Genomic DNA, 13,675 nt, shown 5'->3' with positions numbered 1-13,675 from the left:
GATCTAGTGAAAAAATTTCAATCGAGGAAGCCATGAAACCCACTGCCAAGCAGGTCGCCCACGCCGCCGGGGTCTCGGTCGCCGCCGTATCGCGCGCCTTTACGCCGGGCGCACCCATCGATGGCGACAAGCGCAAGCGCATCCTCGCGGCCGCTGAAGAGATCGGCTACATCAGCCCCGCCCGCCGCACCGCCAATGTGATTGCGGCGGGGACCATAACGCTTGTTGCGGGCGATCTCCTGAACCCGTTCTACCCGACGGTCGTGGACATGCTCGCCCGGCGTTTGCAAGAAAGCGGCCGGCAGTTGATCGTCTATGCGCTGCCGGCCCATGCGGATGTCGATATGGCGACGGACCAGATCCTTGCGTCTCGACCCTCGGCGATCATCGTCACCTCGGCCCAGTTGACCTCCAGGATGACGCGTGCCTGTCGGCAGCACCAGATCAAGGTGGTTCTTCTGAACCGGGTGCAGCGGGACATCCGCATCAATTCCGTCGCCTGCGACAACTATCAGGGCGGCCGCGATGCCGGCCGGGTGTTGCTTGAACGCGGGCACCGCAAGATCGGCTTCGTCGGCGGTGTCGCCAATACGTCGACCCACGCGGAACGGTCCCGCGGCTTTCGCGATGTGCTTGCGGAGGCGGGCATTGCCATCCACGCGCAGGCTTCGGGCGAGTTCGATTATCAGCACGGCTATAAGGCCGGCGAGACGCTGATGTCGGCAATCAACCCGCCGGACGCAATCTTCTGCTGCAACGACATCATGGCGCTCGCGGTCATTGATGCGGCGCGCCAGCGTGGCATCCGTGTTCCCGAAGATCTCGCCGTCGTCGGATTTGACGACATTCCGATGGCGTCGTGGAATGCCTACCGGCTGACCACGATCCGCCAGCCGGTCGAACGAATGGTCCAGGAAGCCCTGAACCTCATCGACGACCCGGCCATCAAGCCGGGTGACGATGGTATTACCCGGATGCTTTCCGGCACGCTGGTCCGGCGCGAAAGCGCCTGACCGGAACGCCAATGCCGCCAGCCTACCGTCGGGACCTTGCAAATGCGTCGAGTGCCACGGCAGCAACGACGATCGTTCCCTTGATCACGAGCTGATAGTTGGAATCGACTGCAAGACTGTCGAGCAGGTTTGTCAGGACCGCGACGATCAAGAGGCCGATCGCGCTGCGCCAGACGGAGCCCTCGCCGCCCATCAGCGACGTGCCGCCGATTACCACGACGGCAATCGAGTCAAGCGCCATCGAGGAGCCGATATCCGCCTGGCCGATGGAGAGCCGCGACGCGATGATCATGCCCCCGAGAGAGGCACATACGCCGCAGATGACATAGGTTGACGTGCGCAGGAGCGCCGTCGGGAGGCCCGCAAGTCGCGCGGCCTCGTCATTGCCGCCGATTGCATAGAGGCTGCGGCCGTAGACCGTTTTCCTCAGCACGAATTCCCCGACGATGAGCACCGCGCCGAGAATCCAGATGCTGACCGGCAGGCCCAAGACGCTGCCGCGGCCGATGAAGGAAAACGCCTTGTCGGAGACCACGAAGGGTGAGGAGTTCGAGTAAAGCAACGCAAGCCCGCTGAAAGCCGATGTCGTGCCGAGCGTTGCCACGAAAGGGTTGACGTTCACGCGGGTGATGATCGTTCCGTTGATGAGGCCTGCAAGCAGCCCAACGACGAGCGTCGCGGCCCCGGCCGCCCAGAGCGGCCAGCCGGCGACCGCAAGGCTTGCGAAGACCGTCGCACCCGCGGCATAGGTCGCGCCGACCGAGAGGTCGAAACCGCGCGTGATCATGACGAGCGTCATGCCGACCGCAACGATCCCGAGCGGCGCATTCTGGCTCAGGATGTTCTTGATGTTCTGCGGATCGAGAAAGCGGGGATAGAGCGCCTGGCTGACGGCGATCAGCACCAGGAGCACGATCAGGAGGCCATAGCGAAACGCAATGTCCGTGATCGATGTCCTGCGCATGGTCGCGGTCGAAAACGGTTGTTCTGCGATTGAGTCAGTCATGGTGATGCCTTTCCACGCCGAAGGCGCTGTTCAGGACAAGATGGACGGTGAGTTCGGCGCGTGAGGCATCGATATGATCGACGAGGCGACCTTCCGAAAGCACGACCACTCTGTCGGCGAGCGTGCAGATTTCCTCGAGTTCGGATGAGACGATGATGACCGCGAGCCCTTGATCGGCGAAGCCTCGAAGGGAATCGAGAATTTCCGCCTTTGCGCCGACGTCGATGCCGCGCGTCGGTTCGTCGACCAGCAATATCTTTGGCTGTTCATAGGCCCAGCGCGCCAGAAGCACCTTCTGCTGGTTGCCGCCCGAGAGCGTACCCACTGGGGCGCCCAGCCTGCTGCTGTCGAAGCCGAACGCCCGGGTGGCGGCGGCCGAATGGCTGGTCATCTCGCGATCGGCAATAAGGCCGTGTCTGGCCACCTTGCCGAAATTCGGCAGCGTCACGTTGTCGGTGGCGGGCAGCCCAAGCACGAGGCCCTGATGCTTGCGATCTTCCGGCACCAGGGCGATGCCGAGTTTGCGGGCTGCCCTCGGCGAACGCGGCCAGCCGACGGGCCGGCCGTCGATGGCCATGGTTCCGGTCGACCGGGGTTCGAGCCCGGCCAGCGCCCGCAACAGACTGGTGCGGCCCGAACCGACGAGCCCACCGATCCCGAGCACCTCGCCGGGCCTGACCGCGAAAGATATCCCGCCGATTGCGCCGGGAAGAGAACAATCCGAAACCTGAAGAGCCGGAGTCTCACCGGGCGGCCGCGACGCCGGGCGCCGTTGATAGATGTCCCCCATGTCTTCGCCGAGCATGGCGGTGACGAGCTGAGACTTTGTCCAATCCGTCTTTTCCCGCGTCTCGATGAGGCGACCGTTGCGGAAGACGGTAATGGCATCGGAGATATCGAGCACTTCGTCCAGATTGTGAGACACATAGATGAGCGTGTGGCCTTCGGCACGCAGGTCCCGCATCACCTTGAACAAGGCCTCGCGCTCCGGTGGCGCCAGCGCCGTCGTCGGCTCGTCGAAGAGAATGATACGCGCATTGGCTTCAAGGGCGCGCAGGATTTCCAACGTCTGCTGATCGGCGACGGAAAGACTGCGCGCCTCGGCATCCGCCGGGATCTTGACACCGAGTCGCCCAGTCAATTCGTGAAACCGCCGACGCATGGCGGCTTCCGACAGGATGCCCCGGCGCGAATAGGGCTGGCCGAGAAAGACATTGGCGACAGCCGACAGGGCCGGAACGATCGTCAGTTCCTGGTAGATTGCGACGACCCCTGCCCCGCGCGCCCGGCGCGGATCGCCGAGTTCGACTTTGACGCCGGCGATCTCGATCTCGCCGCCGCTGGCGGCGATCCGCCCGGCAAGAATGCCGAGCGTCGTCGATTTGCCGGCGCCGTTCTGGCCGACGAAGGCGTGGATACGTCCCGCTTCCACGTCGAGCGTCACCGGCTTCAGCGCATCGACCGGCCCGAAGGATTTGCGCACGCCGGTCAGGCGTATGGCAGGAGCAACGTTGCGGGCGATAGTTTCCATGGCATGCGCCTCCAGCTCGATTGATCTTGGATCAGGGCGATTCCGCCGTGTAGGCGCCGACGTTTTCCTTCGTGACGAGACCCACCTTGCCGGCTTCCTGGCCGGAAATGAGCGCGTGCCCGTCGTTCAGGATCACGCGCGGAACCGCCTTGCCGGCGCGGGCATCGACGATCGCCTGCACTGCGGCTTCGGCCGCCGTCTGACGATAGAAACCGGTGGTTGCCTGAATGGCGCCTGACTTCAGCGCCTCGACCGACCATTCCGTGCCGCCGGCCTCGTAGACCTTCACCTGATCCTGCTTGCCGGCCGCCTCGATGGCGGGCACGGCACCCTTCGACATGTTGGTATAGGCGCCGATGATGATGCCGAGATCCGGATTGGACTGCAGCATCGTCTGGGTCTTCACCTGGTTGTCCGGCGGCGAATAGTCGGTGCGATGGACCGCGACGACCTCGAAATCGGGATGCGCTGCCTTCACCTCTTCCAGCGCCTTGTCGAAGGAGACGGTGATGGGGTGGAGATTGGGGCCGGTCAGGATGCCGACCTTCTGGTGGCCAGGATTGTCGGCGATCGCCTTTTCCATGATAGCCTTGAAGGCGCTCGGCGTTTCGTTTCCGCCGACATAGACGAGCGTTCCGGGCGACCAAAGCTCGTCGCCCTCCATGGAAGAGCGACCGCAGGCCGTACCCGTGGCATGGGCCACGAGCACGTTTTCGGCGGGTGCGCGCTCGGTGACCATGTCGCAAACCTGGCTGCCTTCGACCGGCACCACGATCCAGGCATTGTAGTCGTTGAAAAGTGCCGTCTCCATCTGGTTGATCTGGCGCGCCACATCGAAACGGGCGTCGAAGACATCGTAGGAGAAGCCGTATTTCTCGGCCATCTTCTTGACGCCGGTGACGGTCGACTGCACTGCGCTGTTCGTGCCGATCTCGATGAACAAAGCCAGTTTCAGCGGCTGTTCCGTATCCACGATCACCGGGGCGTCGAGGCCGACATCGACCTTGATTTCGGCGGCCGTGGCGGGGGTCGCAGCCAGTGCGAGAGCGAGAAGCCATGCATGCTTCATGTCAGATTTCCTTCTTGTGGTGTGTCAGGTGGCTGCCCCATTCGGCGACGGGGACCATCCAGGAGACGATGCGGTCGGCGAGCAGGTCGGAAAGCCCCTCTTCGTAGGTCTTGCGATAGGCTTTCTGCGGCTCATCGCGCTGCCAGCGTTCGCGGCTTCCCGACCAGATTTCGTAGAGGACGAGGCGGTCCGCATCGTCGAGATCGTCATGGACGATCGTGTTGACGAAATGCGGCTCCCGGCTCATTGCGCGGACCAGCCTGTAAAGATGCTCGCGAAAAGCCTCCTTGCGTCCCGGATGCGCGTTGAAGGTGACGATCAGGACACATTGTTCCGTCGTGTCTGTCATGGCGCCCTCACGGAGACTGGGGAGTGTATTGGTCGACGTTGGCGGCGGTCACGACACCGACCAGCCCGGCCTGCTGGCCTGCGATGAGCGCATGTCCGTCATTCATCACGGCTCGCGGCACCTGCTCGCCGTTGAAGGCCTTGACCAGAAGTTCGACGGCGGTGTCCGCGGCCGTACCGCGGTAATAGCCCGTGGTGGCCGAGATGGTCCCGGACTTCAGGGCATCGACGGACCAGATCGTGCCCCCGGCCTCATAGAGGCGAACCTTGCCCGTCAGCCCGGCCGCTTCCACGGCGGGAACCGCACCCTTGGACATATTCGTGTAGACGCCGATGATCGCGTCGAGGTCCGGGGTCGCCTGAAGCGTGGTCTGCACCTTCTGCTGGCACATTTCCGGCGAGTAGTCGGTCCGGTGCTCGGCGACGAGCGTCACATTGGGGTTCTCGGCCAGGAACTCCTTCAGCGCCTTGTCGAATGCAAGCGTGATCGGATGCAGCGGCTGGCCGGTCAGCGCGGCGATCTTCAGCGGACCGGCCTTGTCGGCAACCATCTGCTGCATGACCCGCTTGAAGGAATTGGGGCTTTCATTGCCGCCGATATAGGTCACGGTGCCCGGAGACCACATCGCGTCGCCCTCGTTGGTAGAGCGACCACAGATGGCCATGGTGACGACCGCAACCGGAATGCCGGCTGCCGGCGCTTCGTTGGCCGCCATGTTGCAGACCTGCTCGCCCTCGATGGCCGCGACGATCCAGGCGTCGTAGCCACCGATCAGCGCATTTTGCATCTGGTTGACCTGACGGCCGATGTCAAACCGCGCATCGAAGACATCCACGGTGATACCATGGCGTGCTGCCGCCTCCGTGGCGCCGGATACGGTCGATTGCACCGCCGTATTCGTACCCATCTCGATGAAGAGGGCGATGCGCTTCAGGCCGCCCTTTTGCACGACGATCGGCTTTTCCGTTCCGATATCGATCGAAACATCCTCCGCCCATGCCATGCCCGCCAACGAAGCCAGCATCGCGCCAGCAAGTGCGGCATTCTTCAGGCATCTGTATTTTCTCATGATTTCCTCCTCCTTTAGGTTTTTATTGGGCCGTGTAGCCGCCATCTGCCGCGATATCCGCGCCCGTCACGAAAGCGGCGGCGTCCGATGCGAGGAAGGCGGCGACATTGGCGATTTCCTCCGGCAGCGCCTGCCGTCCGGTGGGGTGCGCACCGACCAGCCGGCGCACATAGCCGTCCGGATCGCCGCTTTCGGCCTGTGCCCGCAGCGTGAGTTCGGTGCGGGTGGAACCGGGCAGCACGCAGTTCACCCGGATGCCCCGGTCGGCATAAGCGACCGCATCGCATTTGGAGAGCAACTGCAGCGCGGCCTTGGTCGCGTGATAGAGCGGGATATCGTCGTTGCCGATGACCCCGTTGATCGACGAGACATTGACGATCGTTCCCGGCGCGCCGCGTGTCAGGCAGCTAAGAATGAACTCCCGGCTGCACAGGAATGCTCCCCTGACATTGACGGCAAAGACGCGGTCGAACTCCTCGACCGTCGCGAGATGCGTCGGCTTGCCGGACCCGGCAATCGCCGCGCAGTTCACCAGAATATCGAAGGGTCCACCGAGTTCTCCGGCGAGCCGGACAAACATCCGTGCCACCTCGGCCTCCTGCGTGATGTCGGCCTTCGCAAACAGGGACGGCTCCTCGCCTCCTTCTGGCGGAACGACGACATCTGTCACCGCCACCACAGCACCGAGGTCACGGAACCGCGCAACGATGGCGGCGCCGATGCCTCCACCGCCGCCGGTGACGAGCGCCCTGCGGCCGACAAGCGACAACAGCGGCGCTGTGGGGTTTGGAACCGCGATGGAGGGCCTCGTGTCCATCAGTCGATTTCCGGCTGATAGGCCGCGACGTTTCCGGCATCGATGAGATAGGGATCGGTCGGCGGTTTGCCTTCGACGAGCGGCTCGCCCAGATCGCCGATCGCCCTTGGAAGGGCCTCACCTTTGCGTGCGCGCTCGATGGCTTTCACGGCATTATAAGCGTTAGACCCGAGCCGGTTCGCGCTGGAGATCGCGACCGTCCCGTCCTTGATCGCATCGATCGCCCAGGCCGTCGCGCCATTGTCGTAGATCTTAGCCTTGCCGGTGAGGCCAGCTTGTTCGAGCACCGGCACCAGTCCCTTGGCGAGGTTGGAAAACGCCGTGTAGTAGAGCGTCATGTCCGGGTTTGCCTGCACCATCGGTCCGGCCTTTTCGAGCGCCGACGGCGTCGAATAATCGGTCCGGGCAATCGCGACGGCCGTGATGTCCGGGTATTTCGCCTGAAACATCTTCAGCGCGGCTTCATGGTTCTTGGTGATCGGATTGAGCTCAGGTCCGGTGAAAACCCCAAGCTTCTGTGGGCCGGGATTTTCACGGCCCATGCGGTCCAGCACCTGGAAAAAGGCTTGCGGCGTCTCCGCTCCGCCGACATAGGCAAGTGTGCCCGGCGACCACAAAGCCTCACCCTCATTGGCGCCGCGACCGCAGATCGACAGCACCGAAACGACGACCAGCACGTTCTTCGCCGGCGCGTCCTTCGTGGCAACGTCGCACATCGTGTTGCCTTCGACGGCCTTCAGAACCCAGGCGTCGTAGTCGCGGTTCAGCGCGTTCTGGAGCTGGTTTAGTTGTGTGACGGCGTCGAACTTCCCGTCGAAGACGTCAATCTGCCAACCAAGCTCCTTGGCAGCCCGCGTCGCACCATCGATGCTTGCCTGCATGGCGGAATTGTTCGCGCCCTCCGAGAAGAAGGCGATCTTCAGCGGGGCGTCCTTCTTGATGCTGACGCTTGCCCCTCCGCCGACATCGACAACCGTCTCCTGCGCCCGGGCCCCGCCCGGTATCAGCGCCGCGGTCAACATGAGCGCGGCAAAACATGTCCTCTTCTTCATGGCATCCTCCCTACCAGTTTGAATTATTGAGCCGTGTAGCCTCCATCGACCGGCACATCCGCGCCGGTGACGTAGGAGGCGAGATCGGATGCGAGAAAGGCGACGACCCGGGCGATTTCGATCGGCTCGGCCTGTCGCTTCATGGGATGCGCCGCAACGAGATTGCGCACATAGGCTTCGCCCTCGGGGCTGGCCTTCATGGCGGCTACCGTCATGTCGGTTCTCGTGGAGCCGAGGATGATGGAATTCGACCGGATGCCCTTTTCGGCATAGGTGACGGCATCGCACTTCGACAAAAGCCGCACCGCCGCCTTCGTGCCGTGATACAGCGGGATATCCGCATTGCCGATCACGCCGTAGGTCGACGAGATGTTGACGATGCTGCCCGGTCGGCCGGCGGCGAGCAGCCCGGCAATCACATGTTTGGTGCACAGGAACGTGCCCTTGACGTTGATCGTGAAGACCTTGTCGAAATCCTCGACCGTCGCCTCGTGGGTCAGCGCGCCGGTGCCGGCGATCGCAGCCGCATTGACGAGGACGTCCGGCAGACCGAGTTCTGCCGTCACATCGGCGACGGCACGTTTAACCGCTGCCTCATCCGAGATATCCACCTTGCGATAGACCTTCGCGGCCTCCGGCCCCTGGTCCTTCATATCGAACACAGCGACTTTGGCGCCCTCCTGCGCAAACAGTGCCACTGCGGCGGAGCCAACGCCGCCCGCACCACCGGTCACGATTGCGATCTTGCCATCCAGCATGCCCATATCAGGCTTCCTCTCCCATGGATTTCATGATTGTTCTCTGGTTGCCGATCGCCGCCATCAGGCTCAGCCCGCCATCCACGAACAGGGTGGTTCCCGTCGTGAATTGCGCGCCGGGCGAGAGCAGGTAGGCGATGGCTTCGGCCATTTCGGCAGGCATGCCGGGCCGTCCCAACGGTGTTTCGGGTCGGTGACGGCCGAGGATGTCCTCGCCTTCCGCGACACCGATCATTGGCGTGGCCGTCTCGCCGGGGCCGATTGCGTTCACCCGGATCCGGTGCGGCGCCAGATCGATCGCCATGCACTTCGTCAGCATGCCGACGCCGGCCTTCGACGCGCAGTAGGCAGCGCCCGAGAGAAGAGGGATCGCCTCGTGGACGGACGATACGTTGACGATGCGGCCGGGAATGCTCTCCCTGACCATATGGCGGGCGATAACCTGGCCGGCGACGAAGCTGCCGGTGAGATTGGCGTCGATGACACGGCGCCAGTCGTCGAGCTTGAGTTCCGTGAACGTCGCGAAAGCCAGCGTGCCGGCATTGTTCACGAAGGCCGAGACCTTGCCGAATTTGTCGATCAGGCCGCCGATCGCCTGCTCGATGCTTTCGGGATCGTCGAGAAGCATCCTGCAGACTTCGGCCCTGCGTCCCTTGGCCCGGATCCGCCGGCAAGTCTCCTCGCCGCCTTCGGCGTTGGAACCATAGGTCAGGCCGACATCGTAGCCGAGATCAGCAAGATGCAGCGCGGTCGCCCGGCCGATGCCGGAGCTTGCGCCGGTGACGATGACGACATCGCTCATGGCCTCGCCTCGATCCCGGCAAGCAATGCGGCCGTGTCCCAATAGAAGGGACGCAATTCGACGATCCTGTCGTTGCGGATGCGGAAGAACTGCATGAGCGGCCAGTCGACGGTCTGCCCGTTGGCCCGGGCGGTCGCATAGACATGCGAGCGGCTGACGATCACATCCTCTCCGGAGGGATAGAATTGCGGATCGCGCACTTCCAGATGCGACCAAACCTTTCCGAAGGCCTCCATCCAGGCCTGGAACCCGTGCGGTCCTCTCCATTCGCCGCCATAGGGCAGCGATGCCGGCTGATGCAGGACGCAATCCGGATCGAGGGTCGCGGCAATTGGGCCGAAATCCCCGCCGCCCGGCGCGAGATAGATGGTTTCAGCCTCGTAGAATCGCCGCAACGTGGCGAAGGCGGCATTTTCGATGGTCATTTCGCTCCCTTTCATCCGTCTGCCGTCTCGCTGTCAGGAAACGGCAAAGCTTCGCTGGCCCGCGTCGAACGGGTTTGTTCGAGACGCTGTCGATGTGCACGATGCGGTCCTGGTATCGTCTCGCGTCAGTCGGCTTCGTGGTTCACGCCGAAATCCGCCGGGGGCTTCGGTCCCCAGATGTAAAATGCGTCCTCGCCGTCATGGTCGGCTGCCGTCCAGTCGATGTCCCTGGGGATGTAGTCCATGTCGCAGGAATATTCGGCGTAGCTCCCCCAGGGATCGCGGACATAGTGAAAGTAGTTCGATCCGAGCACATGCCGACCGAGCCCCCACCCTTCGGAATAACCGCGATCGGCCATGTTCATCGCGCCCAGCCCCACCTGGTGGACGCTTGGAACGTCCCAGCTCGTGTGGTGGATTCCCGGCGCCGTCGAGCGGACGAAGGCCACCATGTGGTGGTCGCTGCCATGCTTGCCGTGCAGGAACGCGATGTCTGAGCCGGCCCGGTCCGACAGGCCGAGACCGAAGACACGCGTGTAGAAACTGACGGCCCGATCGACATCCGACGTGAACAGCAGGATATGCGACATCCGCGACGGGATGACGAGGCCGCCGGCGGAGCGCTTCGGCGCACCGGCCACACCGGGTGCCGACGACGCCATGGTGCCGTGGGACTTCTCGTCGGGCGAACTTTTCGAGGCGACCTTCAGCTCGACCAACGTGCCTTCGAAATCCCTGACCCACAGGCCGTTCGATTCCAATCCCGTCGGTGGATCGACCTGACGTATGCCATTTGCCTTCAGATGCAGCTTGAAGCGTTCGAGATCCTCCTCGTAGATCCCGAAGCTCAAATATGAGAGCGCCTTCTTCGCACCCTCGACGATGCGGCCCCAGACATGATCGCTGCCCTCGGTCAGAAGCTCAAGAGCACCGTCGCGCAAGCGCGTCGTCAGGCCGAAGGATCGGTGGAATGCATCGGCTTGTGCCAGATCGGGCACGCTGAAACTGAACGTATCCAGCGAATGAACGCCGAGTAGCCCCGTACCGGTCGAAGCTTCGATTATTCCTCTGTTTGCCGTCATCGGTTCCTCCCTTGCCGGCTCAGACCGCCACGCGCCTCTGTTGCGCGACCTCGTCCGCGATGGGATTGGTCAGGACCCCGATACCCTCGATCTCGACCTCCACCACATCGCCAGGGCGCATATAAAGACGCGGCTCGCGCGCATGGCCGATGCCGGAAGGCGTTCCGGTCACGATGATATCGCCCGGCTCCAGCGTGATCGCCTCGGAGATGGCCGAGACCAGGGTCGCGACGTCGAAAATCAGCTTGTCGGTGTTGGACGCCTGGACCACATCGCCGTTGAGGCGGGTTTCGATTGCGAGGCCCGCCGCGCCCGCGGGAAGCTCGTCCGCGGTGACGAAGAGCGGTCCGAACGCGCCGGTTCCGTCGAAGTTCTTGCCAAGCGTCCACTGTGGGGTGCGATGCTGGAAGTCCCGGATCGAGCCGTCGTTGAAGATCGAGTAGCCCGCCACGTGCTCAAGGGCATGCCGCTTTTCGATATGACGCCCGGTGCGGCCGATCACGGCGACCAGCTCACCCTCGAAATCGAGCGCATCCGACACGAGCGGCCGGATGATCGGATCGCCCGCCCCGATGAGGCTGGAATTGAACCGCGGAAACAGCGTCGGATGGTCCGGCTGCTTATAGCCGCTTTCCTCGGTATGATCGGAATAGTTCAGGCCGACGCAGATGACCTTGCCGGGATTGTGGATCGGCGGCAGCAGCTTGACCTGCGTCACGTCCACAATCGGCAGCTTCGCAAACTGTTCGAGGATGTCAGCCTGCGCGGATGCGCCTCCAAGAATCTGGTCGAAGATGGAACCTTCTGATGAGGTTCCATTATCCACTTCTCCACGCCACTCTTTTCCGACGAGAACGGCGGTTCCGTCGCCGTTTTTGGCTTGGTATCTCATAAATCGCATAACGATCCTCCCGAATGTGAGCAACCGATAACACTCGAATTTCACTATTGTCAATCAAATAATATATTCTTATCTTGGGAATATGTTTCCCGCTCAAAAATTTCTATAAGGGTTCCATGAACGAGCTGAAGCAGAACAATGGTGCGGCCATTCGCCAGGCGGTGCGCGAACGCATTCTGGGATGCGTGCTTACGCCCGGAGAGCGGATCGTCATCAGCGATCTTTGCGACGAATTCGGCGTCAGTCTTGGCGCCGTGCGCGAGGCGTTGTCCGGCCTGGAGGGCGAGGGCCTCGTCCACGCACATGCCAAGCGCGGCTTCCAGGTTGTCGGCGTGTCGGTCGAGGACATGTTCGATCTCACAAGAGCGCGCATCGAAGTCGAATGTTCGTGCCTGCGCCTGGCGATCGCCGAGGGCGATCTGGCGTGGGAAAGCCAGCTCGTTGCGGCACTTTACCGCCTCAATGCCACCAAGAGGGAGCAGAGCGGGACTGCGGACGAAATGTCCGCCGCCTGGAGCCAGGCGCATGCCGGCTTCCACACCGCCCTTGTCGCCGGATGCCGGAACCGGACGCTGCTCGGCATCCGGGAGACGTTGTTCGGACGCGCCGAGCGCTATCGCCGCTTGTCGATGCCGGTTGATGACAATAATCGCGATGTCGGAAAGGAGCATGACGATCTGGCGCGCGCAGCCCTCGAAAGGGACAGCGATCTCGCCATCCGCTTGATGGAGGCGCATTTGGCGCGCACGGCGACCCTGATTGTGGAGGCCGCCGACCGGTTTCAGTTCCCGGGCCGGAAGGAACTGGTTAAAGCAGTTCCCGCTGACGCGACCTGAAGGCCCGCTTCTTCGCCTTGTTGCCGCATCCCCGCCCCTCCGTCGCGCACCAGATGCGGTTGTTTCCCCGGCTGGTGTCAAGGAAGAACATGTTGCAGGTCGGATCCTGACACTGCTTGACCCGCAGATGCAGTTTTTCCGATACGAGCATCAGAACATCGCGAGCGACGGATGACAGGGCTGCCGCACCGGCCGCGTCGGCACGCCGGGAGATGTCAAGCCCGCCATCGTTCAATTCCCACCGAGGAGGCGGCCGCCGCGCCGCAGCATTGATGGCGCGAACAAGAGATGCTTCCGGCACATCCCCATTCTTCAACTGCGTGAAATAGGCGCGCAGAACCCCACGAAATTCAATGGCTTCCGCGACATCCGGATTGCCGATCAGCGGCTCACCATCCACAAGACCCGCCGCCGAAATCCACGAAGAATATTGCTGAGGAGAGCCGATACGTTCGATATTGCGATGCCCAACCTCTCCAATCGTGGCAAGAAAATCGAGGCAAAGCCGGTTCGCCGTGAATCGGAAAGCGAGGTCGCCCGCTGTCAATAGCTTACTCATGGAACCTGTTTAGCCTGTTCTTCGCTATGAGTAAACAGATCCAAGCCGTCAGCGTGTTAGCGCGGCTTTGACGTTGTCTGGTGAACGTTGGACGGATTTGATGTTAGTTTTCTAGCAGATTTTCGCTGCTCTAAAACAGGCAGGACGCAAGTTATCGGTCGCTGACCTGGTCCGGTAGCTTGGAATTTCTGCGATGACATATCATCGCTGGAAAACGCAATTTGCTGGGCTGGAGAGTAACCAGTTCGAGCAACTGAAACAGGTTGTGGAAGAGAACGGCCGGTTCAAGAAGCTGGTCGCCGCCCTTGCCTGACCCTTGCGGCGTGTACTCCCGCAAGCGGTTGGCCGACGAGTTTCCAGGGCGGCGTCATCGTGTGTCAACCTCCTGCCCGGGCAACATTGCACA

15 protein-coding genes and 1 pseudogene are annotated in these 13,675 nt (G+C 62.5%); 3 read left to right on the top strand and 13 right to left on the bottom strand.

Going from position 1 to position 13,675, the window contains the following annotated elements; translation table 11 throughout:
• Positions 1–32 precede the first annotated feature (32 nt).
• Positions 33–1,013 carry a LacI family DNA-binding transcriptional regulator gene (locus AC1RWL_RS31895; RefSeq protein WP_493097468.1) on the top strand — a complete coding sequence of 327 codons (981 nt, stop codon included), beginning with the start codon at positions 33–35 and terminating at the stop codon, positions 1,011–1,013.
• A gap of 22 nt (positions 1,014–1,035) precedes the next feature.
• On the opposite strand, the gene AC1RWL_RS31890 is transcribed toward AC1RWL_RS31895, so the two are convergent.
• From AC1RWL_RS31890 to AC1RWL_RS31835, 12 genes are all read right to left on the bottom strand, one after another.
• Entirely contained in the window at positions 1,036–2,019 is a 984-nt protein-coding gene (locus tag AC1RWL_RS31890; protein ID WP_493097469.1) for an ABC transporter permease, read from the bottom strand.
• The gene (locus tag AC1RWL_RS31885; RefSeq protein WP_493097470.1) at positions 2,012–3,550 is read right to left on the bottom strand and encodes a sugar ABC transporter ATP-binding protein; all 1,539 of its coding nucleotides are present in this window, start codon (positions 3,548–3,550) and stop codon (positions 2,012–2,014) included. The genes AC1RWL_RS31890 and AC1RWL_RS31885 overlap by 8 nt, the downstream gene beginning before the upstream one ends.
• A 31-nt stretch (positions 3,551–3,581) precedes the next feature.
• A complete protein-coding gene (locus AC1RWL_RS31880) occupies positions 3,582–4,619 on the bottom strand; it encodes a sugar ABC transporter substrate-binding protein (RefSeq protein WP_493097471.1) in 1,038 nt (345 codons plus the stop codon).
• A 1-nt stretch (position 4,620) separates the two neighbouring features.
• Positions 4,621–4,968, bottom strand: a complete 348-nt coding sequence (locus AC1RWL_RS31875) for a putative quinol monooxygenase (RefSeq protein ID WP_493097472.1) — start codon at positions 4,966–4,968, stop codon at positions 4,621–4,623.
• 7 nt (positions 4,969–4,975) lie between these two features.
• Positions 4,976–6,037 (bottom strand): sugar ABC transporter substrate-binding protein, encoded by a 1,062-nt coding sequence (locus tag AC1RWL_RS31870; RefSeq protein ID WP_493097473.1) that lies wholly within the window; start codon positions 6,035–6,037, stop codon positions 4,976–4,978.
• Between the two features lie 22 nt (positions 6,038–6,059).
• Complete coding sequence (locus AC1RWL_RS31865) at positions 6,060–6,854, bottom strand: SDR family NAD(P)-dependent oxidoreductase (protein WP_493097474.1); 795 nt, start codon at positions 6,852–6,854, stop codon at positions 6,060–6,062.
• Positions 6,854–7,906, bottom strand: coding sequence for a sugar ABC transporter substrate-binding protein (locus tag AC1RWL_RS31860; RefSeq protein ID WP_493097475.1), 1,053 nt, complete (start codon positions 7,904–7,906; stop codon positions 6,854–6,856). The genes AC1RWL_RS31865 and AC1RWL_RS31860 overlap by 1 nt, the downstream gene beginning before the upstream one ends.
• Before the next feature lie 23 nt (positions 7,907–7,929).
• Entirely contained in the window at positions 7,930–8,670 is a 741-nt protein-coding gene (locus AC1RWL_RS31855; protein ID WP_493097476.1) for an SDR family NAD(P)-dependent oxidoreductase, read from the bottom strand.
• 1 nt (position 8,671) lies between these two features.
• Positions 8,672–9,466: an SDR family oxidoreductase gene (locus tag AC1RWL_RS31850; RefSeq protein WP_493097477.1), complete on the bottom strand. Its 795-nt coding sequence runs from the start codon at positions 9,464–9,466 to the stop codon at positions 8,672–8,674.
• On the bottom strand, positions 9,463–9,891 hold the full coding sequence (locus tag AC1RWL_RS31845; protein ID WP_493097478.1) for a nuclear transport factor 2 family protein: 429 nt from the start codon (positions 9,889–9,891) through the stop codon (positions 9,463–9,465). The genes AC1RWL_RS31850 and AC1RWL_RS31845 overlap by 4 nt, the downstream gene beginning before the upstream one ends.
• Before the next feature lie 125 nt (positions 9,892–10,016).
• Positions 10,017–10,973 (bottom strand): VOC family protein, encoded by a 957-nt coding sequence (locus AC1RWL_RS31840; RefSeq protein ID WP_493097479.1) that lies wholly within the window; start codon positions 10,971–10,973, stop codon positions 10,017–10,019.
• Positions 10,974–10,992: 19 nt separating this feature from the next.
• Positions 10,993–11,865 carry a fumarylacetoacetate hydrolase family protein gene (locus AC1RWL_RS31835; RefSeq protein ID WP_493158608.1) on the bottom strand — a complete coding sequence of 291 codons (873 nt, stop codon included), beginning with the start codon at positions 11,863–11,865 and terminating at the stop codon, positions 10,993–10,995.
• A gap of 125 nt (positions 11,866–11,990) precedes the next feature.
• On the opposite strand from AC1RWL_RS31835, the gene AC1RWL_RS31830 reads away from it, so the two are divergent.
• Positions 11,991–12,710, top strand: coding sequence for a GntR family transcriptional regulator (locus AC1RWL_RS31830; protein WP_493097480.1), 720 nt, complete (start codon positions 11,991–11,993; stop codon positions 12,708–12,710).
• Here the strand turns inward: AC1RWL_RS31830 and AC1RWL_RS31825 are convergent.
• The gene (locus AC1RWL_RS31825) at positions 12,682–13,269 is read right to left on the bottom strand and encodes a CGNR zinc finger domain-containing protein (protein ID WP_493097481.1); all 588 of its coding nucleotides are present in this window, start codon (positions 13,267–13,269) and stop codon (positions 12,682–12,684) included. The genes AC1RWL_RS31830 and AC1RWL_RS31825 overlap by 29 nt on opposite strands.
• 118 nt (positions 13,270–13,387) lie before the next feature.
• Here AC1RWL_RS31825 and AC1RWL_RS31820 point away from each other — a divergent pair.
• Positions 13,388–13,579, top strand: a pseudogene (locus AC1RWL_RS31820) (transposase); the annotation flags it as partial.
• Between the last annotated feature and the right edge of the window lie 96 nt (positions 13,580–13,675).

It is taken from the genome of Shinella sp. GW821-FHT10F02, from assembly GCF_058809275.1.
The sequence above is the reverse complement of the archived record's forward strand: the minus strand, read 5'-3'. Positions and strand labels throughout refer to the sequence as shown.

Excerpts from the sequence above, each read along its gene's own strand:
- AC1RWL_RS31870 (WP_493097473.1), bottom strand. The coding sequence starts at position 6,037 with ATGAGAAAATACAGATGCCTGAAGAATGCCGCACTTGCTGGCGCGATG.
- AC1RWL_RS31885 (WP_493097470.1), bottom strand. The coding sequence starts at position 3,550 with ATGGAAACTATCGCCCGCAACGTTGCTCCTGCCATACGCCTGACCGGC.
- AC1RWL_RS31840 (WP_493097479.1), bottom strand. The coding sequence starts at position 10,973 with ATGACGGCAAACAGAGGAATAATCGAAGCTTCGACCGGTACGGGGCTA.
- AC1RWL_RS31865 (WP_493097474.1), bottom strand. The coding sequence starts at position 6,854 with ATGGACACGAGGCCCTCCATCGCGGTTCCAAACCCCACAGCGCCGCTG.
- AC1RWL_RS31845 (WP_493097478.1), bottom strand. The coding sequence starts at position 9,891 with ATGACCATCGAAAATGCCGCCTTCGCCACGTTGCGGCGATTCTACGAG.
- AC1RWL_RS31855 (WP_493097476.1), bottom strand. The coding sequence starts at position 8,670 with ATGGGCATGCTGGATGGCAAGATCGCAATCGTGACCGGTGGTGCGGGC.
- AC1RWL_RS31895 (WP_493097468.1), top strand. The coding sequence starts at position 33 with ATGAAACCCACTGCCAAGCAGGTCGCCCACGCCGCCGGGGTCTCGGTC.
- AC1RWL_RS31890 (WP_493097469.1), bottom strand. The coding sequence starts at position 2,019 with ATGACTGACTCAATCGCAGAACAACCGTTTTCGACCGCGACCATGCGC.
- AC1RWL_RS31835 (WP_493158608.1), bottom strand. The coding sequence starts at position 11,865 with ATGAGATACCAAGCCAAAAACGGCGACGGAACCGCCGTTCTCGTCGGA.
- AC1RWL_RS31875 (WP_493097472.1), bottom strand. The coding sequence starts at position 4,968 with ATGACAGACACGACGGAACAATGTGTCCTGATCGTCACCTTCAACGCG.
- AC1RWL_RS31825 (WP_493097481.1), bottom strand. The coding sequence starts at position 13,269 with ATGAGTAAGCTATTGACAGCGGGCGACCTCGCTTTCCGATTCACGGCG.
- AC1RWL_RS31830 (WP_493097480.1), top strand. The coding sequence starts at position 11,991 with ATGAACGAGCTGAAGCAGAACAATGGTGCGGCCATTCGCCAGGCGGTG.
- AC1RWL_RS31860 (WP_493097475.1), bottom strand. The coding sequence starts at position 7,906 with ATGAAGAAGAGGACATGTTTTGCCGCGCTCATGTTGACCGCGGCGCTG.
- AC1RWL_RS31850 (WP_493097477.1), bottom strand. The coding sequence starts at position 9,466 with ATGAGCGATGTCGTCATCGTCACCGGCGCAAGCTCCGGCATCGGCCGG.
- AC1RWL_RS31880 (WP_493097471.1), bottom strand. The coding sequence starts at position 4,619 with ATGAAGCATGCATGGCTTCTCGCTCTCGCACTGGCTGCGACCCCCGCC.